The sequence below is a fragment of the Rhizobium sp. BR 315 genome, from assembly GCF_050577975.1.
In the GTDB taxonomy this organism is placed as follows: Bacteria; Pseudomonadota; Alphaproteobacteria; order Rhizobiales; family Rhizobiaceae; genus Rhizobium; species Rhizobium miluonense.
This window is the reverse complement of the sequence record NZ_JARWKZ010000005.1, coordinates 201,239-224,577: the sequence shown is the minus strand read 5'-3', so window position 1 is coordinate 224,577 and position 23,339 is coordinate 201,239. Positions and strand designations below refer to the sequence as shown.

Here is a 23,339-nt window from a genome sequence, read left to right as displayed (position 1 = left end):
CGGTGGCGACCTGCACTCGCGCGGCCTTTCCGGCTTGGGGATGGATCGTCATGCCCAGAAACAACGAAGAACTTGGCCGCTTTCTGGAGGCTCGCAGCAGGAATAACCGAAACAAGCCTGGCGCGGGAAAACCGCGGCACTCGGGTGGGAGGAGGCGCTTTCGGACACGAATGGAGCGTCCGAAGGATTATGCCGGATTGGTGGCCATGCGGGCGCTCGTATGGGGTGCGCACTGGCTCATGCTAGGCGCTACTCGACTGTTTTTCCGCGGTTTTCTATCCGTAAATCAGACGCGCACGCTGCTTCGCTGGGCTGCGTCTCTCAATCGGGAAAGCCTCGTCATTCTCCGGTGCAGCCAACGCCGGCGTCTCTTCAATTATTATGCCGGGAACGACAATTATGACCGTCGAACTTGATCAAATCGCTCTCAATCTGGGTACGGCCTTCGCGTTTGGGGCCATTATCGGTTTTGAACGGCAATGGCGGCAGCGCCTCGCAGGCTTGCGGACGAATACGCTCGTTGCCTTGGGAGCGGCCATATACGTCAATTTTGCGAGCCTCTTTCCAGGAGATGGCAGCCCGACCCGGGTGGCGGCGCAGGTCGTCTCCGGGATCGGCTTTCTTGGAGCTGGCGTCATCTTCAAGGAAGGGCTTAATGTTCGGGGTCTCAATACGGCTGCGACGCTCTGGTGTTCGGCGGCTGTCGGCCTTGTGGCCGGCGCTGGCTATCCCTTGCATGCTCTGATAGCGACAGCCTTCGTCATTCTGGTCAATCTGGCGCTGCGTCCCTTGATCCAAGTGATTGCCCGGCAATCCATAGCAACCACGGAACTCATCGTTCGATATACGGTAACGGCGGTTTGCAGGAATGAGGGTGAAGCTCATGTTCGCGCGTTGATGCTTCAGGGATTCGGTTCAGCCAAGCTGCATCTTCAGCAACTGGACAGCGTCAATATCGAAGATAGCGACCGGGTGGAGGTGACGGCGATCGTTACCGCCGACCACCGTGAAGACGCTGCGCTTGAACATATCGTCGGGCGGCTCAGTCTCGAGCCGCAGGTGACGGCTGCACGCTGGCGGGCCGAGGCTCTCATCGAATAAAATCAGCGCTATGGGCTGATGAGGCGGTTGAAGGCTGCGGTTGTTTTCGGACTTCGGCTGGGGCAGTTTGCCTTTCGCGCACTCTACGTGCCGAAACGCTGATACAAGGACGAAAGGCATGAGGCGCGAGTTTCTGAAGTATCTTTTCGATATGCCCTTGCTCTGGCTCGGCATTGCGGTTCTTGCAGGCCTTATCTTTGTCGGCGATACCATCACGGATTTGGAGATTGCGTTTGCCGTTCTCTATGTTTCGGTGATCCTGCTATCCGTTAACTTCGGACGAACCGGAGCGATTGCGGTTGTCGGCATTGTCTGTGCAGCCCTTACGGTATTGAGCTATTTTCTGACACGCCACGGGGCTTCCCACGCCGGCCTGATCAATGGCATCCTCAGTCTTGTCGCCATCGGTGCGACGACCTATTTGGCGATCAGGATCGAGACGTTTGACGCGAGAGCGAGGGAGGCGCAATCTGAACTCGCACGGATGTCGCGCCTGATGATTGTCGGCGAGCTCGGCACATCCATTGCCCATGAGGTCAGCCAGCCGATTACAGCGATCACGGCGAATAGCAACGCCGCGCTTCGATGGCTTGCGGCCACGCCTGCCGACCAGGAAGAGGCGCGGCGGGCCATCGAGCGGATCGTCATGGATGCAGGCCGGGCGGGTGACGTCATCGGCCGCGTTCGCAGGCTCGTCGCCCGCTCATCCCCTTCGCGCGATACGTTTGATCTGACCGAGGCGGTTGGCGACGTGTTAGAGCTCGTTCGCGGCGAAATCCGGAAGAACCAGATCCTTCTTCGCACCGAGCTGGCGAGTGATCTGTCGTTCGTGGCTGGCGATCGCGTGCAGCTTCAGCAGGTGATCCTCAATTTCGTGATGAATGCGATCGAGGCCCTGGCGGATGTCGACGCAGAAGGGCGAGAGTTGCTCGTCAGCGCCGCCGCCGCCGAGAGCAAGATTACGGTCAGCGTGCGCGACACAGGCATCGGTGTAGCGCCTGCCAGGCTCGACAGAATATTCGAGGCTTTCTACACGACCAAGCCGAACGGTATGGGAATGGGGCTTGCAATCAGTCGCTCGATTATCGAAGCGCATGGTGGCACCGTCTATGCGGCACCGAACTTCCCTCATGGGAGCGTATTTGGCTTCACCTTGCCAGCGGACGGAAAGACACGAGGATAGGATATGCAAGAACAGCGACCGGCGGTCTATGTGATCGATGATGATCCGTCCGTGCGCGACGGGTTGGATAGCCTCCTGCGTTCTGTCGGCTATGAAACGCGGGGCTTCGCTTCGCCAAGGGATTTTCTTCTGCATCCGCGTTCGAACAGCCCGGCCTGCATCGTCCTCGACGTCCGGATGCCGGATGCGAGCGGTCTCGATTTTCAGGATGAGCTTGCAAAGGCTGGTTATCTGACGCCGATCATCTTTCTTACCGGCCATGGCGATGTGCCGATGTCCGTGCGAGCCATGAAGGCCGGCGCGGTGGAGTTTCTTCTAAAGCCCTTTCGCGAACAGGATCTTCTCGACGCAATCCGGCAGGCTTTAGATGTGGATCGCGCCCGTCTTCGCAAGGAAGCCGCCGCAGTCGATCTTCACGAACATTTCGCGTCGTTGACGCCGCGCGAGCGTGAGGTGATGTCCCTCGTGGCGCGTGGCCTCCTCAACAAGCAGATCGCCGCCGAAATCGGTTTGAGCGAGATCACCGTGAAGGTTCATCGTGGCCAAGTCATGCGCAAGATGCGAGCGGACTCCATCGCCGACCTCATCAGAATGGCAGATAGTCTTGGATTGTCCGACGCAACCGCCGACAGCAAGGGCAGCGGCGTTACGCCCCGGTCACGTTAGGCTTCATATGTTCGTATAGGATGACGCCTTTGCCCCTGGGTAATCGCTCTGCTGCCTGGATGATCTTGGAGCATCAGGGATGTGGCGTGGTGAGTGTGCCCTGATGGAATATCATCTGCCATCGACCATCGATACGCTGCTAGATCGAACTTCGTAGAGCGTGCCGCGGAGGGCTATCCTCGCTCATCGACCGAATAGCCAAACACGAAAGGCATTGGCTGGCCGATGATGCCAAACCGGTGTTCGATGCGGCAAGCCCGGAGCTTGCCGAACTTGCCAAGCAGCTGGAGCGCGGCAATCGCCGGCGTGCGAAGTTGAGAGTCTAGACTGCGGCGGCATAACCGGTCCGAACCCAGATTTTGCCATTGCCGACGTTCCCAATCGCCTTCAGCTTTCACGATGACATATTGCTGGCGAAAACACCGCTTCGCCGGGGGCTTGCCGCGGCTTCGCCAAAATCCGGCACGGTATATTCCGCCAAAAACCGAAGTCTCGATGCCGGGAGATGGGCGCGCCATGGGTCGCCGATCAAAACCTTTATGCCCTGCGCCAGGCAGCGATCCAGAAATCCGGTGACGCGCTTCGCAAGTGCTTCTTCGTAGAAAAGATCGCCGACGCAGATGATATCGACTGCGGGCGGCTCGCCGGTCGTCAGGTCGGCGAGGGTGGCTTTGATGGCGACCTCATTAAGCGCTGCATTAAGCCCGATGGCTGCAATGGCATAGGGATCGACGTCGGCAGCGTACACTTCCCGAGCGCCGCACTTTGCGGCTGCGATGCCCACGATTCCCGAGCCGGCGCCGAGGTCGAGCACGCGGTGGCCAGTGACGACTTCCGATCTGTCAAAGAGGTACCGGGCTAGGACCAGGCCTCCTCCCCAATGATGTGCCCAGTAGGGCGAGCCGAATTGCGGATCTCTCTCTGCAAGGCGCCGCAATCCGCTATGCGGGCCTGCTTTGTGCAGGCGAATTTCCGGAACGCCGGGAACGGGCAGAATCGGAAGATTGGCAGCAATGAACTGCCGCACCCAGTCGAGATTCGCGATGCTGTCCTGGCTACGTTCCAATGTGCTTTCCCACTCGCTCTTCGTCGCCGTTATCAGACGCCGTCTCCGCCGCGGTTGATCAACATCGGTGAGTTCGGCGGTGCTATGCATTCCATGGCGAGCTCCGAAAGTATAGCGGAACCCTACTTCAGATTGTTTGCTCGACCGGATCCCATTGCGTATCTGGGTCATTGATACGCCGCGAGCTGAGGCATGTTGCTATGAACTGGAGACAACTTCACTCATTTTGTCGGACAAGGAATTGCGATATTTCCCAGTGATTTCAAACTATTAATTATCATCTTCGTCAAGATCTTCATTCCTTGCAGAGCCATCGTTCTCCAAGGGTGTCGCCAACCGCGCCGAAAACTGGTTCGACCTGTTGCCTGGGCCGAGCGAAGTTAACCGTGTTCTCGACGCCTTAGGCGGAAAAGTTGGTCTCAATGGTGATTTCGGAAATTGGGAGCGCGTCGGCAAGTACGAAGATCTGGCGAAGATCATGGGGCGGGCTGAGCTCTGCCACGCGAAGGGACGCTATTCGACTACCGGTCTCGATTTAGCGGACTATGTTCGTCGCATAGAGCTGTCCAACGCGGTTGGTTATCGCGGCCCTTTCACGCTTATCTATGATTCCCCATACTATGAGGACGAATGGCCCGGGATTCTCGTAGAGCGTGAGTGCATCTCCGGGGTGCTGCGAAAAGCGGCGGCGGGATGAAGGCGAGATTGCGCCAATTCTAAACACTGACCGACGAGGCCAAGCTCGTCGCGGCTTGTTCTTCGCCTTCGAACGGCAATATCAGTTATGCCCTAATGAAAATCATGATTGTGTAGGGCGCCAAGAAGCCGGTCCTGTGTCTGGTAACCAGCATTGTAAAGATTGATGGCCACGTTTGCAGCGGACAGACCTTCTTGACTTTGCAATCTAATGCTGCGTTCGGCACACCAAGCAAAGAGCGCGCTTGCAAGAACGTCGATATCGTCGGAATAGAGAGGCGCGTTGACCATCATAGACATTCGCTAGACCATTCATGGTTAGGGCTGGAGCCGAGGCGGCGGGTGTAGCAAACACTGCTTTGATTTTTGGGATTTGCAATCGCGATCATTTCTCGACGTTAATATGCTCCTGAGATGATACAGGCGCTTTGTCTCTTAATGCGACACGGTCTCGTTATGAAACATCACTGCGGATTTTTGCGCTCAGAGGATTGAGCCGGGTGCTGAAGTTTGTCGATCGACGCGCGGGGCGCAAGAAAGAGAAGGACGCCGAGCACAAACGTCAGCGCCACCATCAGAAACAAAATATATCTTGGCCCGGAAGGCATCATTGGTGGATTGGATGCGACGAATTCACTGCGGCCTCGATCAATTCCTCTGCGTAAGAAAGTGCTGACGCCGTATCCTCGCCGTCCAGCTTCAGCTCCTTACATTTGCGATGCATGGCCCTGCGGATTTGAGATAGAAACGCTGCGTCAAAGTCCACTTCTCCTTCATCGAAGACGTGGGTCAAAGCAGATTGAGCGACTATTTCCAGAACAGCAACGCGCCCCTCTATCTCGCCGAGAGATGGAATCGCATTCCTCTTGACGTGATGCTTGCAATCGCGATGGGTGGTAAGCATTTCGGTTATCTCCTTCACCAAGGGAGATAACCGGCAAGAAGCGAAAAAGTTCAGCCGAGTTTTTAAAAAAAATCGACGGGATACCCGCAGTGCCTTTTCGATCCCTATTTGCTAATAGTGGCTACTGGTGGTCAATCGATTTCATCGGGCAAAGATTGGGATCCGCCAATACGTCCGCGCAGTGGGGCGAGCGGCGAAAATCGTCGTAATAAAGCGTCCATACCGTAGTATCGGCGGCACGATAAGGGCCGAATTTAAAGTATTGATTTTTACCAAGTCCATGATCCGCGTGTCCAATGTGCCCCGTGACCGTGGAAATCCATTTATTGTTGGCGAATATTTCGATGTGACCTGAGCCATCCGGGCCGGGTTTGCTGTAAATGGCGAAATCAATCCAGCCTGAGGCGGGGGGCGGAAGGCTGTTGCCGCGATTAATTACCTTGATGGCGCTAGTGCAATCCGTAAACTCTTCACCATCTGCCGTGTTCCAATTGCCATCCGTGGCGACCAGTGCGCGCATTTGATTGGTATCTGGGCGGAACCAGACGGGTGTCTCGCCATCGCTGCAAGCTTTGCCACCATTCTTGATCTCGTCCTTCTTGGCGACTGGAGCAAGGTAGTTGGTTTCCACCGTGGCAAACAGCTTGCCGTTGTTGAGCCGCAATGCAAGAAAGGGGCTGAAATCACCCTCGGCCTGTGGCCCAATTTCTCGCTTCCATTGCGCGATGAGATAGCGGTGATCCCCTGACGGAATGGGGTCGGCAAATTTCACGGCAAAGCCGTACCAGACTCCCTGATCGTAGGGCACGCGGTATTTTGTGCGTTCCCAGATTTCGGCTCTCTCGCTGCAATTTGCTTTGCCTGGCGGGCAGAATGGCTTGACGCTGAGCTTCAAAGCTCCCGTGCCCGAGCGCTTCACGTCTGACTGAAATTCAATCGTTCCAGCTTTCTGCTCGAAATTTTCCCGATAATAAAGATGGCCTGATGGGGCGAAGTCCTTACCGTCGAATCCGTCATGCAGCACAAGTTGTGCGGCGTCCTCAGCCAAAGCTGGTGTTACGACACCGGCGCAGGTGCAGGCCAGGATCGCGGGCAGCGCATATTTTGCATTCATGCTGGGATATTCCTATGGCGGGACATTCGCAAAGCATTATCAATGACCTGTTCGCTTCTCGCAGGCAAGTGAGAGGTATGTCGCTTCACGATGCATTGATGGCGACCGCAATTGATTTTGCCCGATTTCAGAAGATTTACTCAACTTATTGTGTCATTTCCCGTTCAACTTTAACGGCCTGTTAGACGCTTTGCGGTTCATATCCCGCAAAATTGGGCTTTGGCTGCGGCTATCAGCGCCCCGGACATGATCGTTCGCCGCCGCAGCTTTATCGACGTTTTAATGTCGGTCATGACAAAACCGGCTGAGGGGCGCTGTTGGGGGCAGCCTTTGGCAAATAGGAAAGCAGAGCCGGCCTTAAACGAGGCCGAGCAGCGAAGAAGAATCGTCATTCTAACAGCGCACGCGTTTCTGCGTGGCTATCGCAAGGCGTCGGTCCATTTCATCGCATCCCACTGGGCTGAACAGGGGCATGAGGTTCATTTTCTCACTATAGGTCATAGTTGGTTGACCTTGCTTAAGGATCGCCCGCGCTTCCGAGCCTTGTCGCAGGATCAAGCAAACCGATTTCATACGATCGATACCAATTTGAGAGCGGGGGCCTATCTGCCGCCATTGCATGCATTCAGCTCGAGCAACCGCTTTCTGAATGCGGCGAACGCAGTGCTCTTTCGGCTCTATGGCAGCTACCTGCCGCGCTTTGCCCGTCGCATCATAAGTAATGCGGATCTGGTGCTGGCTGAGAGCGGCTCGGCGCTCGCTTTCTTCGGTCAGATTAAAAAGCTCAATCCGAAGGCGCGTACGCTCTATTTTTGCCGCGACCTGCTGAGAAGCATAGGGGCGGCACCGGTGCTGCAGGATATCCAAGCGACCGAGATTGGTCGTTTCGACGCCGTTTGCGTTCCATCGGAAAGGCTAGGGGCCTTGCTTCCGCATGGCGGCCGCGTAAGGGTTATTCCCCAAGGCGTTGATGCAGCCTTGTTTGATCGAGAGCAGCCGTCACCATATCGGCCCGGCACCCGCAACGCCATTTCCATCGGTAATATGCTTTTCGATCAGGCTTCCGTCGCCGCAATGGCAACGGCTGCGCCAGATGTGAATTTCCATGTGTTTGGTGCGGCCTGGAGCGGTTGGGCACCACCAAATGTCGTAATCTATGGCGAGAAAGACTTTGAGAGCATTGTGCCTTATCTGCAGCATGCGGATTTCGGCATCGCTCCCTACCGCCTCACCGAAAATGAGGTTTATCTGGCGGAATCGAGCCTCAAGCTGGCGCAGTACAGCTATTGCGGTCTACCGATCCTGTTGCCAGATCTCGTCCCATTTGCCCGCGCCAATGGTATTGCTTACTGCCTCGACGGCGAAGCAGCGTGGCGCGAAAAAATCGATGCAGCGTTGGCGATGCAGCGTTCGCCGGTCTTTCGCGATGGGATCATGACTTGGGACGAAGTTGCGCGGCAGACGCTGAGTGCAGCCTTCGAACCGCTATGACTGGCCTAGCCTGGCGCCAGGAAGGTCAAGAGCTTGTTGGCGAGTGGGCGTGAGGCGCCGGGCAGTTTTCCGCCAGCCGTATCCATCAGTATCTGTACGTCTTCAGGGGTGATAAGGCGCAGGACGCGGACAGCCAGCATATAAGCCACCACACCCGCTGGAATGGCAGTTGCGATCGCGATTGCTCCGTCGAAACTATAGATGCCGACCCCAGCCGCCACTGCGCAAAGAACGGCGGCAAGCATCGTTTTTGCCAGTGCCGTAACCGGGACGGAAACCTGGACATGTCTCCAGGCAGTCCAGCCGAGCAGAACAAAAGTCAGCGTTACAATGGCAGCGCGAGCAAGGGCAGCACCCTGCAGGCCCATCCGCGGCACGAGAGCTGTGAGCAACAATATCATCAATAGGCCACTTACGATCTGCACGCGTAGCAAAAGAACGCTGCGCCCCGATGCGCCTATGATACCCCAGGGAATGACGGACATCCCGGCAAGCCAGACGAAGGCGAGCAAGGTCGCGGAAGCCGGTATGGCAGGATCGAAGGCATTGCCGAATATGAGAGGCAAAAGATCGGGCATGATGGCCGCGCCGCCGAAACTGATCGGCAGCATGACGAGCGCGACTATGCGAATGACACGACGGTACGCAGCGTTCAGCATCTGCTGATCGTTTTTCGCATGCGCTTCGGTAAAGCTGACGATCAGCGCTGGTGATATCTGCAGCATCACCTGTTCGATTAGGCCGGCCAGGCCGAGGCCTGCTGCAAAATACCCGATGCTGGTCGACGAAAGAAAGAAGCCAAGAAACAGGAATTCTATCCGCGACAGAACCAGAATTTCGATGAGGTCGCTCAACCATATGTGGCGACCGTAACGCCGCATTTCCTGCGTCAGGGCTTCACGGGACGGTTTCATGTCGCGATCGATATAGCTCCGCAATAGCAACGCTTGCGGCAGGTAGCGCGCGATATATCCGATCAGAGCGCCGGTTGGGCCAAGCAGCCATGCTCCGACAAAGACGAGCGGAATTTGTAACACTCCACCAAGAGCGGTCGTCCGTGCAGTCTGGCCGAACCGATTTCTCCCACGCGCGATCGCCGTGGAAAATACGTGGAATGCGTAGCTTAAAAACAAAAGCCCCGTGACGATCCAGAGCCAGGCGTGCTGTGCATCGCGTTGAATGTAGATGATCGCGGCAAAGGCCAATATGGCGGCGCCCACCATGCTGACCGAAATCATGAAACTGCGCAGTGCCGTCCGCACCAGTATTTTCCATGCTTCGCCGTCGCCTGAAAGGCCGCCAGTGTTGCGCAGCAATGCTTGTGGAAGTCCCATATCGGCCAATGCCGCGGCGGAGGTCGCAATCCACAATGCGTAGGCAACTTTGCCGGATCCTGCCGGACCAAGCAGGCGGGCGGCGATGACACTGGTTGCAAAGCCGGCAACCAGCGAAATCAAGGTCGCCGCCAGGCTAATCAGTGAACTTTTAAGAAGATTGGACACAGAAGTACTCATGCAATTCATCTAGGAGGTTGCCGCATAACCTTGTGTTAAAGGCCCGCTGATAATTTTCACTTGCGTTCTAGTTGAAATTTAAGTTGGATGCCATGACAGATAGAACCGTCGACCGGGATGGGTTTCTTATTCCGGGGTATCTCCAGAAGGGGTTGCGTGAGCGAGCGCACAATCTTCTATGGCGCCTTATATCGCCGCTGCCCGACAAGTCCTATTGCGCGTTGAAATATCGTATCATCCGCGGCAGATTTCCCAATCTGACGTCGCCTCAAACGCTCACCGAGAAGATCCAGGCCCGGAAGCTCTATGATCGTAATCCGCTGCTTCCGCGTTTCGTGGATAAGGCCGATGCGAAAGCGCTGATTGCGGAAAGAGTGGGTAGCCAGTACATCATCCCGACACTCTGGGTCGGCACAGACCTTGCGGCCGTCAACTGGTTCGAGATTTCCTTGCCCGCCGTCGTCAAGCCGACCCATGCAAGCGGGGTAGGGCTCTTTCTTTACGGACAGGCCGATGTGGATCGGCTGCTTAAGAACAACCCTTCCGCCGAATGGCTGGCGATCGACCACGCGTCTTATAACCGGGAGTGGGCCTACAGGCGCATCGAACCTCGCATCCTGATCGAAAGCATGCTGCTGGTCGAGGGGCGTGTTCCCTGGGATTACCGGCTCTTCACCTTCAACGGCAAGGTATCGCATATCGAAATCGACATACGCGAGAATGGCCGGGGCTATTCCTGCAACTATACACCGGACTGGCAAAAGCTTCCGTTCTTCGATCGGGATTACCTCGGTCTCTATCCGGGCCATGTCGCGCGTCCGCCGCGGCTCGACGAGATGATTTCCGTTGCGGAAACCGTCGCTTCCGACATCGATTTCGTGCGGGTCGATTTCTATGCGTCGGCGGATTGGGTTTGCATCGGCGAGTTGACGTTCTATCCAGGCGGAGGCTTCGAGGTGCTCGAGCCGGAGGAATACGATCTTCTGCTGGGCCAGAAGTGGCAACTTGGTTTTGAAATGTCGAATAGATAGGTGGACAAATCACTCCCTCAGCGTTTGATAGGCTGATCTATTTTTAGGGAAGGTTTTCTATGACGATCGACAAGGACCTCAATCGTATCGCGCTGCAAGAGGAGACGCTGCGTTTCGACGCCTTTGACCTCTCGACCGCCTGGGTACTCGGCAAGTTGCTGCATGATCTCGCCAGCGAGCGTAATCTCGGCGTTGCCATCGACATCACGCTGCACTCCATGCCGGTTTTTTACATAGCCTTGCCCGGATCGACACCCGACAATTCCAACTGGATACGCCGCAAGTGCAACATGGTGCTGCGCTATTTTCGTAGCAGCTATGCCAGCACATTGCGGCTGCAGCAGCAGGGCAAGACGATCGAGGAGAGCGGGCTTTCGAGCGCCGAGTACGCCGCATCCGGCGGCAGCTTCCCCATTTTCGTCAACGGCACGGGCTGCATTGGTGCTGTCACGGTTTCAGGTCTCCCTCAGCGTGAAGACCACAATCTCGTTGTCGAGGGTTTGGCTCTCACGCTCGGCCACGAACTCCACAATCTCAGCCTCGGCTAGAGGGCTGAGGCGGCGCCGGGCTTTGAGCGGGCGCCGCCACCAATGTCAGATCTTTCCGCCGGCCTCGGTGATGACTTTGGTCAGGCTGCCCGTTGCCGGGAAGAGGGGGATCAGACATGCCTGCAAGGCGTGGTAGATGTCGCCCTTGCCCGGGAACAGCGTATGAGCCGGAACGAGATCTTCCGTCAGTTCCTCATGCCAACCACCATTGGAGCGATCTATGAACGCCTGGCCGATCACGCTCCAAATCTTGCGATAGCTTTCCTCGTGGAAATCACTCGGAACGTGCTCATTCAGATAGTGAGCGGCGCCGGCGCCTTCGCAGGCAGGCCACCAGAGCTTGTTGCGCTTTGCAGGCACATCTTCCCAATCGAGCGTGTAGAAGAACCCGTTCTTTTTGCTGTCCCAACCCAGTGACATGGACTGAGAGAACAAGCCTTTAGCCGCTTCCGGCATCCAGTCGTGACGCTTTTCCCCCAAAGACCAAAGCTGTAGGATGAGGCGCGCCCATTCCAGCCAATGCCCTGGCGTCGTGCCCGATGGGCGGAACATTTCGTTGCCGCGGTAATCCTTGTCCAGCACCCAATCGTTGTTGAAGTGTTCGGCCACGCGCCAGCCAACGGATCCAGCCGATCGCCTGATGACGAGATCGGCGATGCTTTCAGCCTTGTCGAGGTACGACTTGTCGCCCGTTGCTTCGAAAGCGGCCATCAGGGCTTCGGTCAAATGCATGTTGGAGTTCTGGCCGCGATAGCTACCGCCATCGATCAGTGACCAATCCTGGTTGAACTCCTCGGCAATCGCGCCGTGCTTTTCTTCCCAGAACTTCGCATTCAGAATTTCGGTGACATCGGCGAGCATTCCGTCGGCCAGAGGATGGCCGATCGTCTTGGCGGAGGAGGCCGCGAGCAGTACGAATGCATGGCCATAGCCCTGCTTGCTGGAATCGACCGGGCCGTCATTGTTCAGCGACCAGACGTAACCGCCATGTTTCGTATCGCGGTGATGCTTCCACAGATAGTTCATTCCGTGATCGACAATCTCGTTCGCGCCGGGGCGGCCGAGCAGCGATCCGATCGAGAAGCAATGGACCATGCGGGCCGTCGAATGAATGCCGCGTACCGGATTGGTCGCATCCAGCGGCTTGCCGGCATCGTCTAAGTCATAGAAGCCGCCTTTGGGATTGACGGCGCGATACTGGAAGAAGTCAAAGAGCGCGCTCGCCTGATCGAGCAGCCAGCGCCGATGATAGGCGCGCGTGCTCCAGTTTCCGAGCGCTGCGGGTTCAACCTGTGTGTTCATGCCGTCCTCCTTCGATTCTTTTCCACAAGCCCTATAGCGCTGCCCGAAAGTGCTGTCATGGCGTGATGGGAGGAAACTGTGTCGGCGACACTGTTTTGTCTATGGTCGGGTGGGAATTCGCTTTATTCGTATTTTTCGCAAATTGGGTAGGCTATAGAAACCGCGAGCTTGCGTTGCGCGCGACTAGAGCATAGATATATTGACATAAAGATATCTTTATGTGATCTGATTGCGGAGTCGTAATCAGGCCAGAGGAATTCACCCAATGTTTGACGATCTTTTTGGTTCCGAAACGACAAAGCGTGACGGCGGCGAAATACTCAAAGCTCTGCGAAAGGCTGCGAGCGAGCGCATTCTCGTGCTCGATGGCGCCATGGGTACGCAGATCCAAGGTCTCGGTTTCGACGAGGACCAGTTTCGGGGTCATCGCTTCATAGGCTGCGCCTGTCACCAGAAGGGCAATAACGACCTTCTTATTCTGACCCAGCCTGACGCGATCGAAGAGATTCATTATCGCTACGCCAAGGCCGGTGCCGACATCCTGGAAACCAACACCTTCTCATCCACGAGCATCGCGCAAGCGGACTACCAGATGGAAGGTGCGGTCTATGATCTCAACAAAGAGGGGGCCGAGATCGTCCGCCGCGCCGCAATCCGTGCGGAACGGGAAGACGGCAAGCGCCGCTTCGTGGCCGGCGCCATCGGTCCGACCAACCGTACCGCTTCCATTTCCCCTGATGTGAACAATCCCGGCTATCGCGCCGTCAGCTTCGACGATTTGCGCCTGGCCTATGGCGAGCAGATTGACGGCCTGATCGATGGCGGCGCCGACATCATCCTGATCGAGACCATTTTCGATACTTTGAACGCCAAGGCAGCGATTTTCGCCTGTGAAGAGCGCTTCGAGGCCAAGGGCATCCACCTGCCGGTCATGATTTCAGGCACGATCACGGATCTTTCGGGCCGCACGCTGTCGGGTCAGACTCCGTCGGCCTTCTGGAACTCCGTGCGTCACGCCAGCCCTTTCACAGTCGGCCTCAATTGCGCTCTCGGCGCAAATGCTATGCTGCCGCATCTACAGGAGCTTTCGGCGGCTTCAGACACGTTCATCTGCGCCTATCCCAACGCCGGCTTGCCGAACGAGTTCGGCCAGTATGACGAGACGCCCGAAATGATGGCGGCTCAGGTGGAGGAGTTTGCGCGCGAAGGCCTCGTGAATATCGTTGGCGGCTGCTGTGGCTCCACGCCTGAGCATATCGCTGCGATCGCCAAGGCGGTTTCGAAATATCCTCCGCGCAAGCCGGCCGAGCACCGCCCCTTTATGTCGCTCTCCGGCCTCGAGCCATTCGAGCTCACCAAGGACATTCCCTTCGTCAACGTCGGCGAACGTACCAACGTCACAGGCTCGGCGAAATTCCGGAAGCTGATCACCAATGCCGATTATACGGCTGCACTTGCCGTTGCCCGCGATCAGGTTGAGAACGGTGCCCAGGTCATCGACATCAATATGGACGAGGGCCTGATCGATTCCGAGAAGGCCATGGTCGAGTTTTTGAATTTGGTCGCCGCCGAGCCGGACATTGCCCGCGTTCCCGTGATGATCGACAGCTCGAAATTCTCGATCATCGAGGCTGGTCTGAAATGCGTGCAGGGCAAGCCGATCGTCAATTCGATCTCCTTGAAAGAGGGTGAGGAGAACTTCCTCAAGCAGGCCCGTCTGATGCGCATGTATGGCGCTGCCGTCGTGGTCATGGCGTTCGATGAGCAGGGACAGGCAGATAGCTATGAGCGCAAGGTCGAGATTTGCTCACGCGCCTATAAGCTGCTGACGGAAAAGGCAGGCCTGCCGCCGGAAGATATCATCTTCGATCCGAACATCTTCGCCGTTGCGACTGGTATCGAGGAACATAACAATTACGGCGTCGACTTCATCGAAGCGACGCGGACGATCCGTCAGACCATGCCGCTGGTTCATATTTCCGGCGGCGTGTCGAACCTGTCATTTTCCTTCCGTGGCAATGAACCCGTCCGCGAAGCGATGCATGCCGTGTTCCTGTACCACGCCATTCAGGCGGGTATGGACATGGGCATTGTCAATGCCGGTCAGCTCGCGGTCTACGACAACATCGACCCTGAGCTGCGCGAGGCGTGCGAGGATGTCGTTCTCAATCGCCAGCCGGACGGCACGGAAAGGCTGCTTGAAATTGCCGAGCGTTTCCGCGGAGCTGGCAGCAAGGAAGTGAGGGCGCAGGATCTTTCCTGGCGCGAATGGCCCGTCGCGAAGCGGCTGGAGCATGCGCTGGTCAACGGCATTACCGAGTATATCGAGGCCGATACCGAGGAGGCGCGTCAGGCAGCCGAGCGTCCCCTGCATGTCATCGAAGGCCCGCTGATGGCCGGTATGAACGTCGTTGGCGATCTTTTTGGTGCGGGCAAGATGTTCCTGCCGCAGGTGGTGAAGTCCGCCCGCGTGATGAAGCAGGCTGTTGCCGTGTTGCTGCCCTACATGGAAGCTGAGAAGCTCGCCAATGGCGGCGTCAGCGAACGACAGTCCGCCGGCAAGGTGCTGATGGCGACCGTTAAGGGCGACGTGCATGACATCGGCAAGAATATCGTCGGCGTCGTGCTCGCCTGCAATAACTACGAGATCATCGATCTCGGTGTGATGGTGCCGACGACGAAGATTCTCGAAACGGCAGTCGCCGAGAAGGTCGATATTATTGGCCTCTCGGGCCTGATCACGCCGTCCCTGGATGAAATGGTACATGTCGCCTCGGAGATGGAGAGGCAGGGTTTTGACATTCCGTTGCTGATCGGCGGTGCGACCACCAGCCGCGTGCATACGGCGGTGAAGATCCATCCGCGCTACGAGAAGGGGCAGGCGGTTTACGTCACTGATGCCAGCCGCGCCGTCGGTGTTGTCTCGTCGCTGCTGTCGCTGGACGCCAAACAAGGCTATGTCGACACTATCAGGACGGAATATGCCAAGGTCGCCGCCGCCCATGCGCGCAGCGAGGCGGAGAAGGTGCGCCTGCCGATTGCCAGAGCCCGCGAGAATGCCCAGAAGGTCGATTGGGCGAACTACAAGCCCGTCAAGCCGCAGTTCTTCGGGACAAAGGTGTTCGAGAACTACAATCTGGCGGAGCTCGCCAAATATATCGACTGGACGCCATTCTTCCAGACCTGGGAGTTGAAGGGTCGCTTCCCGGCGATCCTCGAAGATGAAAAGCAGGGCGAGGCGGCGCGGCAGCTTTATGGCGACGCTCAGGCGATGCTGGAAAAGATCATCTCGGAAAACTGGTTCCGGCCTCGCGCCGTCATCGGCTTCTGGCCGGCCGGTACCGTTGGCGACGACATCAAGCTGTTCACGGACGGAAGCCGTTCCAGTGAGCTTGCGACGTTCTACACGCTACGCCAGCAGCTGTCGAAGCGTGACGGCCGCCCGAATGTCGCTCTTTCGGACTTCGTTGCGCCGGTTTCGAGCGACGTAGGCGACTATGTCGGCGGTTTCGTCGTCACAGCGGGGATCGAAGAAATCGCTATTGCCGAGCGCTTCGAACGCGCCAATGACGATTATTCGTCGATCCTGGTGAAGGCGCTCGCCGATCGTTTTGCCGAAGCCTTCGCTGAACGGATGCACGAGCGCGTCCGACGTGAATTCTGGGGTTATGCTCCAGATGAGAACTTTTCCGGCGAGGAGCTTGTTTCGGAAGCCTATGCCGGCATTCGTCCTGCGCCCGGCTATCCCGCGCAGCCCGATCATACCGAAAAGGAAACGCTCTTCCGTCTTCTCGATGCCGAAGCGGCAACGGGCGTCAAGCTCACGGAGAGCTATGCGATGTGGCCCGGTTCCTCGGTGTCCGGCATCTATATCGGGCATCCCGACTCCTACTATTTCGGCGTCGCCAAGGTCGAGCGCGATCAGGTCGAGGACTATTCGATCCGCAAGGACATGCCCGTTGCCGAAGTAGAGCGTTGGCTGGGTCCGGTGCTGAACTACGTGCCGGCGAAGGGCGATGACGTGGTCGATGATGCGGCCTGATTGAGAGTCGTTTCAACCTCTTAGAGCGTTTTTCTCACAAGCTGATTCCGCATTCCACAATCGTCGCAATCTCACTGAGGTTGCGACGATATCAATTTGATTGCAAATACGAATCTCTTGTCTGGGCGGGAGTGAGATTACGTGGCGCCGATCGTCAATTCCGCGACGAAATCATAGGCGTCTCCCCGATATAGCGACCTGGTGAATTCCACGGCTCGACCTGAGCCGAGATAGGAAATACGCTCGATCGAAAGGCCTGCCGCTCCCACCGGAACGCCAAGCAGCCCCGCATCCGCCTCCTTCATATTGGTTGCCGATATGCGCTGAACGGCCCGCACCGGGCGAACCTGCTGCTTCTCCAGTTCCGCATAAAGCGATGTCGTCACCACCGATGGATCCGGCAGGAACTCGCCGGAGACGCTGGCGTGCTCGATCGCGAGCGGCTGATCGTCGGCGATACGCAGGCGGCTCAACCGTGACACTTTGGTATCGGCGGCAAGGCCGAGGATCATCATCTCGTCGGGGGATGGCGTATGGATGCCCTTATGCAGCCATTCCGAACGCGCGGTCATGCCGCGCCGCGCCATATCCTCGGTGAACGAGGTGAGCTGCGATAGGCGCTGTTCCACTTTGGAAACCGGCTTTGCGACGAAGGTTCCGGACCCGTGACGGCGCACCAGAATACCTTCGGCGACGAGATCATCGATCGCCTTGCGCACGGTAACACGGCTGACGGCGGCGAACTCGGCGATATCGCGCTCGGGCGGCAGCGCGTCGCCATGTTTCAATCTCCCGACCTTTACGGCATCTTCGAGCGTACGGCGCAGCTTGACATAGAGCGGGCCGGTGCCCCCGCCTGACAGGCGTTCCGGTGAGAAGATGGCACTTAAATCCTCGGTCATCCCCGGTTTCCTTCCCCATCCCGCAGTAGTTTTGCTGCCAGATCAATTGCTCCGCGTAGCACGTCACCCCTGGGTTCGGCGAGAAGCGTTTTATGGCGCGCATCGAGCCAGGGGCGGTAGGCTTGGGCAAGGCCGCCGAGAAGGCAGATCGAAGGGCATTCTGGCCAGAGCAGCGCGTCGAGGCTTTCGGTTATGGCCTTTGCTGCCGTCTTGACGATATCCATGGCGACGACATCGTTCATTGCGGCATATTCGAAGACGATCGGCGAATAGCGCGCAAAATCCTTTGGCTTGGATGCATGGGCAAATTCGACGACCCGCTCCGGATCATTTCCGTATTCGGCCATGACGGTATCCGTCAGCGGTGAGGCTGCAGTGACCCGATCAAAGGCGAGAACGGCTCGTTCGAGCAGGTCGCGACCGAGGCGGGCGCCGCTCGCCTGATCGCCGATGACAAAMCCCCAACCGCCGATCCCCCAGATTTTGCCGTCACGGCGGGCATTGTAGACGGAGCCGGTGCCGAAGGCGCCAATGATCCCATCGGCATCGCCGAGCGCGCCCTGAAGCGCGATCGTGGCATCCGTGACCACGCGAGAGCTCGCGAAGGGAAGGGCGCCTTCCACCCGTTTGCCATAGTTGCCGACATTGGCGCCTGCTGTACCGATGACTGCCGGCAGTTGACGCGCAAGCTCCGGGCCGAGCCCCGCATTTGTCAGTGCCTGCCGCGCCGACTCGACGATGTTGATCAGAGAGTTTTCCAGGTCGGAGAGAATGTTTGCGGCGCCGGCCTTGCCTGTGCCGAGAATTTGCCCCGTTTGGTCTATCACGGCTGCACGGCAGTTCGTTCCGCCGCCGTCGATGCCTATTGCAAACTGTCCCATCATGCCTCCGGATACCGCCTGTTCCCCATTTTTCCATACAATACCAAAAAAATACCATTTACCAATAGGGAAAGCGTCCATTTTTGCTGTCTTCTATCTATTTGAAACATATATGTAAAATTTTTTTATCCTTTCTTTTTGCTGCCGAGTGTTAAAATCGGCTGGACAATTGGTATTTTTTTGGCCTTAATTCGCTCCAAGGGAACAGTGCGAATAGACATCGGCAGGGCTGGCAGAACAACAACGGCCGGTAGGCGAGGCGATCAAGCACGCATCTCGTCGTTGTTCGAAGCCACTGGATCAGGAGGATCCGCGTTTCGGCGCTCGTCATGAATTTCCCGCAGGGTTCTCGCAGTGCCTCCGCTTTCCTGCGGCAGGCAGACGTTGATCGGGCCGATCGGGCAATTCGCCCCTGAAGCCTTATGCATGGGAGGTCGGCAGAACTGGCGATCTCTATGGAGCGCTGACCGTTTCCTCGGACCGGCCAGCGGATTTTCAGATCGAGAACAGCGCCTTGCTACGGGCGCGGAAAACAGGAGAGGGAAATGAAAACCAATGTTCTGAAAGGCTTGCTTCTCGCATCGAGCCTGCTGACCTCCGTCAGCCTGGCGCATGCAGCCGACGTGACGCTGACCATTGAGAGCTGGCGTAACGACGACCTGCAGATCTGGCAGGAAAAGATCATCCCGGCTTTCGAAGCGAAGAATCCGGGCATCAAGATCGTCTTCTCGCCGACTGCCCCAACCGAATACAACGCATCGCTGAACGCCAAGCTCGATGCCGGCTCCGCCGGTGACATCATCACCTGCCGTCCGTTCGACGCGTCGCTCGATCTCTTCAACAAGAAGCATCTTGTTGATCTCACGAGCCTGAAGGGGATGGACAACTTCTCAGCAGTTGCCAGGGCTGCATGGTCCACGGACGACGGCAAGTCGACCTTCTGCGTGCCGATGGCCTCGGTCATTCACGGCTTCATCTACAATAAGGACGCCTTCGACAAGCTTGGCCTCAAGGTTCCGACGACGCGCGAAGAGTTCTTTGCAGTTCTCGACAAAATCAAGGCTGACGGCACCTACGTCCCGATGGCAATGGGCACGAAGGATCTGTGGGAAGCCGCAACCATGGGCTACCAGAATATCGGCCCGAACTACTGGAAGGGTGAGGATGGCCGCAAGGCTCTGATATCAGGCAAGGAAAAGCTGACGGACGCCGCATGGGTCGATCCTTACAAGGAACTGGTCAAGTGGAAGCCCTATCTCGGCGACGGTTTCGAGGCTCAGAGCTATTCTGACAGCCAGAATCTCTTCACGCTCGGCAAGGCTGCGATCTATCCGTCCGGTTCCTGGGAAATCGGCCTGTTCAACACGCAGGCTCAGTTCAAGATGGGCGCCTTCCCGCCACCGGTCGCAAAGGCTGGCGACGCAGCTTACATCTCGGACCATCCGGATATCGGCGTTGGCCTCAATGCGAAGAGCGCACATCAGGAAGAAGCCAAGAAGTTCCTGAGCTGGGTCGCTTCCGACGAGTTCGCCACCATCTACGCCAACGCGCTGCCGGGCTTCTTCAGCTTGAACTCGCATCCGGTAAAGATGAGCGATCCGCTTGCCCAGGCATTCGTTTCCTGGCGCAACGACCACAAGTCGACCGTTCGCTCCACGTATCAGATCCTGTCGCGCGGCACGCCGAACCTGGAAAACGCAACCTGGACCGAATCCGCAAACGTCATCAACGGCACGGATACTCCGGCACAGGCTGGCGAGAAGCTGCAGAAGGGTCTCGACAGCTGGTACAAGCCGGCCAAGTGATCATCGCTTAGAGGGGCGAGGGGCTTCTGGCTCCCGCCCTTTTCTTATCATGAACCATCGTTCTGGCGATCAGGTCGCCATTGCATTGCGACACGCCCGACATCGTTTCGATCCGGCCGCACACCGGGGCAACGGGTGGATTTGAACCTTAGTGCTACCGTTCCATCGGTCAGCCAACAAGAACAGGCAGAAAGCCATGAGCGACGCTGCGACATCAGATGCCGTTGAGGTCACGCCGATCAGGCACCCCAAACGTTGGCACATCCTCGTTTTCCTTTTCCCGGCCTTCGTCGTCTATACGGCGATCATGATCCTGCCGTTGATCGAGACCTTGCGACTGTCGCTTTACAACGTCGTCGACAATCAACCCGTCTTCGTCGGTCTGAACAATTTCAAAGTGCTGTTCGGCGATGAGCGCTGGGTGCATGACTTCTGGAATGCGCTGCGCAACAATCTGATCTTCTTCGTCATTCATATGTGTGTGCAGAATCCGATCGGTGTCGCGCTGGCAGCACTTCTGTCTCTGCCGAAGCTGCGCTTCGTCGCCTTCTATCGCACGGCCATTTTCCTGCCGACATTGCTGTCCTTCGTCGTCGTCGGCTTTATCTGGAAGCTGATCCTCTCGCCGCTCTGGGGCGTTGCGCCTGAGCTCTTGAACGTGATCGGCCTCAAGTCGCTTTTCGCGCCCTGGCTCGGCAAGCCGAGCACGGCTCTGATTGCCGTTGCCCTTATCTCCGTCTGGCAATATGTCGGCATTCCAATGATGCTGATCTATGCGGCCCTGCTCAACATTCCAGAAGAGGTCATCGAGGCTGCCGAATGCGATGGCATCACCGGCTGGAGCCAGTTCTGGAAGATCAAACTGCCGCTGGTGCTTCCTGCGATCGGCATCATCTCGATCCTTACCTTCGTCGGCAACTTCAACGCGTTCGACCTGGTCTATACCGTGCAGGGTGCCTTGGCGGGACCCGACGGCTCCACCGATATTCTCGGCACGTTGCTCTATCGCGTGTTCTTCGGCTTTCAACTGCAGCTGGGCGACCGCTCGATGGGCGCGACGATCGCGACGGTGATGTTCCTGATCATCCTCGCCGGCGTTTCCTTCTATCTTTTCATCGTGCAGCGGCGCATTCGCCGTTACCAATTCTGAGGAGCGGCGATCCATGTCGAAGGCACGCACTTCCGTTGTCCGTACCGGCCTCGTGCATCTGGCGCTCATCGCCTATACGCTTGTCGCCATTTTCCCGGTGTTCCTGACGGTCATCAATTCCTTCAAGGATCGCGCATCGATCTTCCGTGCGCCCTTGTCGGTTCCGACGCCATCCTCCTTCAGCATGATCGGTTATGACACCGTTCTGAAGCAGGGGGATTTCCTGACCTATTTCCAGAACAGTTTCATCGTGACGATCGTCTCGATCATTTTCACCTTGCTGTTCGGGGCGATGGCGGCTTTCGCACTGTCGGAATATCGCTTCCGCGGCAATACCATTATGGGCCTTTATCTGGCGATCGGCATCATGATCCCGATCCGCCTCGGTACGGTCGCGATTCTGCAGGGCATGGTCGCCGCCGGCCTCGTCAACACGCTGACGGCACTGATCCTCGTCTATACCGCGCAGGGTCTGCCGCTGGCGATCTTCATTCTCTCGGAGTTCATGCGGACCGTATCCGGTGACCTGAAGAACGCCGGCCGGATCGATGGTCTCAGTGAATACGCCATCTTCTTCCGCCTGGTTCTGCCGCTGGTCCGCCCCGCGATGGCAACGGTCGCGGTCTTCACCATGATCCCGATCTGGAACGACCTGTGGTTTCCGCTGATCCTGGCGCCGAGCGAGGCGACCAAGACGGTGACGCTCGGCTCGCAGATCTTCATCGGCCAGTTCGTCACCAACTGGAACGCAGTGCTGGCGGCGCTAACGCTCGCCATCCTGCCGATTCTCATCCTCTATGTCTTGTTTTCGCGTCAACTCATTCGCGGCATTACCTCCGGAGCAGTCAAGTGAAACCCGAACAAGCAGATATCAACACGGCAAACAAGCCAGTTCGTGTGCTCGTCGCCGGGCTCGGCAATATGGGTCGCAGCCATGCACTCGCGTATCACCGCAATCCGGGCTTCGAGATTGTCGGTCTGGTGAACCGGACAGCTCCAACATTGGATCCGGCCCTGCATATCTACGAGATCTGGCCTGACTTTGCCAAAGCCCTTGCCGAGCTGAAACCGGACCTTTGTTCGATTTGCACATATACGGAGAGCCATGCCGACTACGCTGTGATGGCGCTTGAGGCAGGTTGCGACGTCTTTATTGAAAAGCCGCTGGCAGCAACTATGGAGGATGCGGAGCGTATCGTTGCTGCTGCGAAGAAGGCCGGGCGGAAGCTGGTGATCGGTTACATCCTTCGCCATCATCCATCCTGGGTGAGACTGATCGAGGAAGCGCGGAAGCTCGGCGGTCCCTATGTCTTCCGCATGAACCTCAATCAGCAATCCAGCGGCCCGACTTGGGAAACACACAAGTCATTGATGCGCACGACCTCGCCGATCGTCGATTGCGGCGTGCATTATGTCGACGTGATGTGCCAGATCACCGATGCCAAACCCGTCGAAGTGCGCGGCATGGGTCTGCGGCTATCGCAGGAGATCAAGCCGGATATGTATAATTACGGCCATCTGCAGGTGATCTACGAGGACGGTTCGGTCGGCTGGTATGAGGCTGGCTGGGGGCCGATGATTTCGGAGACGGCCTTCTTCGTGAAGGATGTGATGTCGCCGAATGGGGCGGTCTCGATTGTCGTTGATCCGAATACGAAGTCGGATGATGTGGATGCTCACACGAAGACCTCAACGATCCGCGTTCATCGCGCTGATATCGACAAAGCGACTGGTCGGCTCGCATCTCCGGATGAAATCATCAACATGACGGGCGAACCTGGTCACCAGGAACTTTGCGAGGCGGAGCAGGCCTTCATGTTGAAGGCCATCCGTGAAGACTTGGACCTCACCCGCCACATGGACGACGCTCTCAACTCTCTTCGAATCTGCCTCGCCGCCGATGAAAGCGTGCGCACCGGCAAGCCTGTTTATCTATAAGGACA

General features: G+C 57.3%; 18 protein-coding genes. 11 read left to right on the top strand and 7 right to left on the bottom strand.

The features are described from left to right. Window positions 1-396: 396 nt before the first annotated feature. The 3 genes from QD409_RS08790 to QD409_RS08780 all read left to right on the top strand — a co-directional run bounded on the left by QD409_RS08790 (window position 397) and on the right by QD409_RS08780 (window position 2,950). A complete protein-coding gene (locus tag QD409_RS08790; RefSeq protein ID WP_430762499.1) occupies window positions 397-1,101 on the top strand; it encodes an MgtC/SapB family protein in 705 nt (234 codons plus the stop codon). A 118-nt stretch (window positions 1,102-1,219) separates the two neighbouring features. Then, window positions 1,220-2,284 carry a sensor histidine kinase gene (locus QD409_RS08785; protein WP_430762464.1) on the top strand — a complete coding sequence of 355 codons (1,065 nt, stop codon included), beginning with the start codon at window positions 1,220-1,222 and terminating at the stop codon, window positions 2,282-2,284. Window positions 2,285-2,287: 3 nt separating this feature from the next. Then, window positions 2,288-2,950 (top strand): response regulator transcription factor, encoded by a 663-nt coding sequence (locus QD409_RS08780; RefSeq protein WP_430762463.1) that lies wholly within the window; start codon window positions 2,288-2,290, stop codon window positions 2,948-2,950. Window positions 2,951-3,344: 394 nt separating this feature from the next. Here the strand turns inward: QD409_RS08780 and QD409_RS08775 are convergent, their stop codons facing one another. From QD409_RS08775 to QD409_RS08765, 3 genes are all read right to left on the bottom strand, one after another. Beyond that, entirely contained in the window at window positions 3,345-4,016 is a 672-nt protein-coding gene (locus QD409_RS08775) for a class I SAM-dependent methyltransferase (protein WP_430762462.1), read from the bottom strand. A 1,303-nt stretch (window positions 4,017-5,319) separates the two neighbouring features. Beyond that, window positions 5,320-5,616: a hypothetical protein gene (locus QD409_RS08770; RefSeq protein WP_092850933.1), complete on the bottom strand. Its 297-nt coding sequence runs from the start codon at window positions 5,614-5,616 to the stop codon at window positions 5,320-5,322. A gap of 121 nt (window positions 5,617-5,737) precedes the next feature. Further along, complete coding sequence (locus QD409_RS08765; protein WP_092850931.1) at window positions 5,738-6,730, bottom strand: polysaccharide lyase; 993 nt, start codon at window positions 6,728-6,730, stop codon at window positions 5,738-5,740. A gap of 219 nt (window positions 6,731-6,949) precedes the next feature. Here QD409_RS08765 and QD409_RS08760 point away from each other — a divergent pair, with 219 nt between their 5' ends. Then, on the top strand, window positions 6,950-8,221 hold the full coding sequence (locus QD409_RS08760; protein ID WP_430762461.1) for a polysaccharide biosynthesis protein GumK: 1,272 nt from the start codon (window positions 6,950-6,952) through the stop codon (window positions 8,219-8,221). Between the two features lie 5 nt (window positions 8,222-8,226). Here QD409_RS08760 and QD409_RS08755 read toward each other — a convergent pair whose 3' ends face one another. Beyond that, entirely contained in the window at window positions 8,227-9,735 is a 1,509-nt protein-coding gene (locus QD409_RS08755; protein WP_430762460.1) for a lipopolysaccharide biosynthesis protein, read from the bottom strand. Window positions 9,736-9,827: 92 nt separating this feature from the next. On the opposite strand from QD409_RS08755, the gene QD409_RS08750 reads away from it, so the two are divergent. Together QD409_RS08750 and QD409_RS08745 are read left to right on the top strand one after the other, a co-directional pair. Then, window positions 9,828-10,766: an ATP-grasp fold amidoligase family protein gene (locus tag QD409_RS08750; protein WP_092851081.1), complete on the top strand. Its 939-nt coding sequence runs from the start codon at window positions 9,828-9,830 to the stop codon at window positions 10,764-10,766. Between the two features lie 59 nt (window positions 10,767-10,825). Next, window positions 10,826-11,314: a heme-degrading domain-containing protein gene (locus tag QD409_RS08745; protein WP_430762459.1), complete on the top strand. Its 489-nt coding sequence runs from the start codon at window positions 10,826-10,828 to the stop codon at window positions 11,312-11,314. Between the two features lie 45 nt (window positions 11,315-11,359). On the opposite strand, the gene QD409_RS08740 is transcribed toward QD409_RS08745, so the two are convergent. Beyond that, window positions 11,360-12,616, bottom strand: a complete 1,257-nt coding sequence (locus QD409_RS08740) for an AGE family epimerase/isomerase (RefSeq protein ID WP_430762458.1) — start codon at window positions 12,614-12,616, stop codon at window positions 11,360-11,362. 265 nt (window positions 12,617-12,881) lie between these two features. On the opposite strand from QD409_RS08740, the gene metH reads away from it, so the two are divergent. Further along, on the top strand, window positions 12,882-16,658 hold the full coding sequence (gene metH / locus QD409_RS08735) for a methionine synthase (RefSeq protein WP_430762457.1): 3,777 nt from the start codon (window positions 12,882-12,884) through the stop codon (window positions 16,656-16,658). 137 nt (window positions 16,659-16,795) lie between these two features. On the opposite strand, the gene QD409_RS08730 is transcribed toward metH, so the two are convergent. Together QD409_RS08730 and QD409_RS08725 are read right to left on the bottom strand one after the other, a co-directional pair. Further along, the gene (locus tag QD409_RS08730; RefSeq protein WP_004116184.1) at window positions 16,796-17,560 is read right to left on the bottom strand and encodes a GntR family transcriptional regulator; all 765 of its coding nucleotides are present in this window, start codon (window positions 17,558-17,560) and stop codon (window positions 16,796-16,798) included. Continuing rightward, complete coding sequence (locus QD409_RS08725) at window positions 17,557-18,441, bottom strand: BadF/BadG/BcrA/BcrD ATPase family protein (RefSeq protein WP_430762456.1); 885 nt, start codon at window positions 18,439-18,441, stop codon at window positions 17,557-17,559. Before QD409_RS08725 ends, QD409_RS08730 begins: the two co-directional genes overlap by 4 nt. Window positions 18,442-18,986: 545 nt before the next feature. Between QD409_RS08725 and QD409_RS08720 the strand changes: the two genes are divergently transcribed. The 4 genes from QD409_RS08720 (at window position 18,987) to QD409_RS08705 (ending at window position 23,334) form a co-directional block, all read left to right on the top strand. Continuing rightward, the gene (locus tag QD409_RS08720; RefSeq protein ID WP_430762455.1) at window positions 18,987-20,246 is read left to right on the top strand and encodes an ABC transporter substrate-binding protein; all 1,260 of its coding nucleotides are present in this window, start codon (window positions 18,987-18,989) and stop codon (window positions 20,244-20,246) included. Window positions 20,247-20,442: 196 nt separating this feature from the next. Beyond that, on the top strand, window positions 20,443-21,396 hold the full coding sequence (locus QD409_RS08715; protein WP_430762454.1) for a carbohydrate ABC transporter permease: 954 nt from the start codon (window positions 20,443-20,445) through the stop codon (window positions 21,394-21,396). A gap of 13 nt (window positions 21,397-21,409) precedes the next feature. After that, window positions 21,410-22,249, top strand: coding sequence for a carbohydrate ABC transporter permease (locus QD409_RS08710; RefSeq protein WP_430762453.1), 840 nt, complete (start codon window positions 21,410-21,412; stop codon window positions 22,247-22,249). Next, window positions 22,246-23,334, top strand: coding sequence for a Gfo/Idh/MocA family protein (locus tag QD409_RS08705; RefSeq protein WP_430762452.1), 1,089 nt, complete (start codon window positions 22,246-22,248; stop codon window positions 23,332-23,334). The genes QD409_RS08710 and QD409_RS08705 overlap by 4 nt, the downstream gene beginning before the upstream one ends. Window positions 23,335-23,339 lie beyond the last annotated feature (5 nt).

Bases quoted from the DNA above. Each gene is read 5' to 3' on its own strand.
- QD409_RS08785 (WP_430762464.1), top strand. From the start codon at position 1,220: ATGAGGCGCGAGTTTCTGAAGTATCTTTTCGATATGCCCTTGCTCTGG.
- QD409_RS08780 (WP_430762463.1), top strand. From the start codon at position 2,288: ATGCAAGAACAGCGACCGGCGGTCTATGTGATCGATGATGATCCGTCC.
- QD409_RS08770 (WP_092850933.1), bottom strand. From the start codon at position 5,616: ATGCTTACCACCCATCGCGATTGCAAGCATCACGTCAAGAGGAATGCG.
- QD409_RS08765 (WP_092850931.1), bottom strand. From the start codon at position 6,730: ATGAATGCAAAATATGCGCTGCCCGCGATCCTGGCCTGCACCTGCGCC.
- QD409_RS08755 (WP_430762460.1), bottom strand. From the start codon at position 9,735: ATGAGTACTTCTGTGTCCAATCTTCTTAAAAGTTCACTGATTAGCCTG.
- QD409_RS08750 (WP_092851081.1), top strand. From the start codon at position 9,828: ATGACAGATAGAACCGTCGACCGGGATGGGTTTCTTATTCCGGGGTAT.
- QD409_RS08745 (WP_430762459.1), top strand. From the start codon at position 10,826: ATGACGATCGACAAGGACCTCAATCGTATCGCGCTGCAAGAGGAGACG.
- QD409_RS08740 (WP_430762458.1), bottom strand. From the start codon at position 12,616: ATGAACACACAGGTTGAACCCGCAGCGCTCGGAAACTGGAGCACGCGC.
- metH (WP_430762457.1), top strand. From the start codon at position 12,882: ATGTTTGACGATCTTTTTGGTTCCGAAACGACAAAGCGTGACGGCGGC.
- QD409_RS08730 (WP_004116184.1), bottom strand. From the start codon at position 17,560: ATGACCGAGGATTTAAGTGCCATCTTCTCACCGGAACGCCTGTCAGGC.
- QD409_RS08720 (WP_430762455.1), top strand. From the start codon at position 18,987: ATGAAAACCAATGTTCTGAAAGGCTTGCTTCTCGCATCGAGCCTGCTG.
- QD409_RS08715 (WP_430762454.1), top strand. From the start codon at position 20,443: ATGAGCGACGCTGCGACATCAGATGCCGTTGAGGTCACGCCGATCAGG.
- QD409_RS08710 (WP_430762453.1), top strand. From the start codon at position 21,410: ATGTCGAAGGCACGCACTTCCGTTGTCCGTACCGGCCTCGTGCATCTG.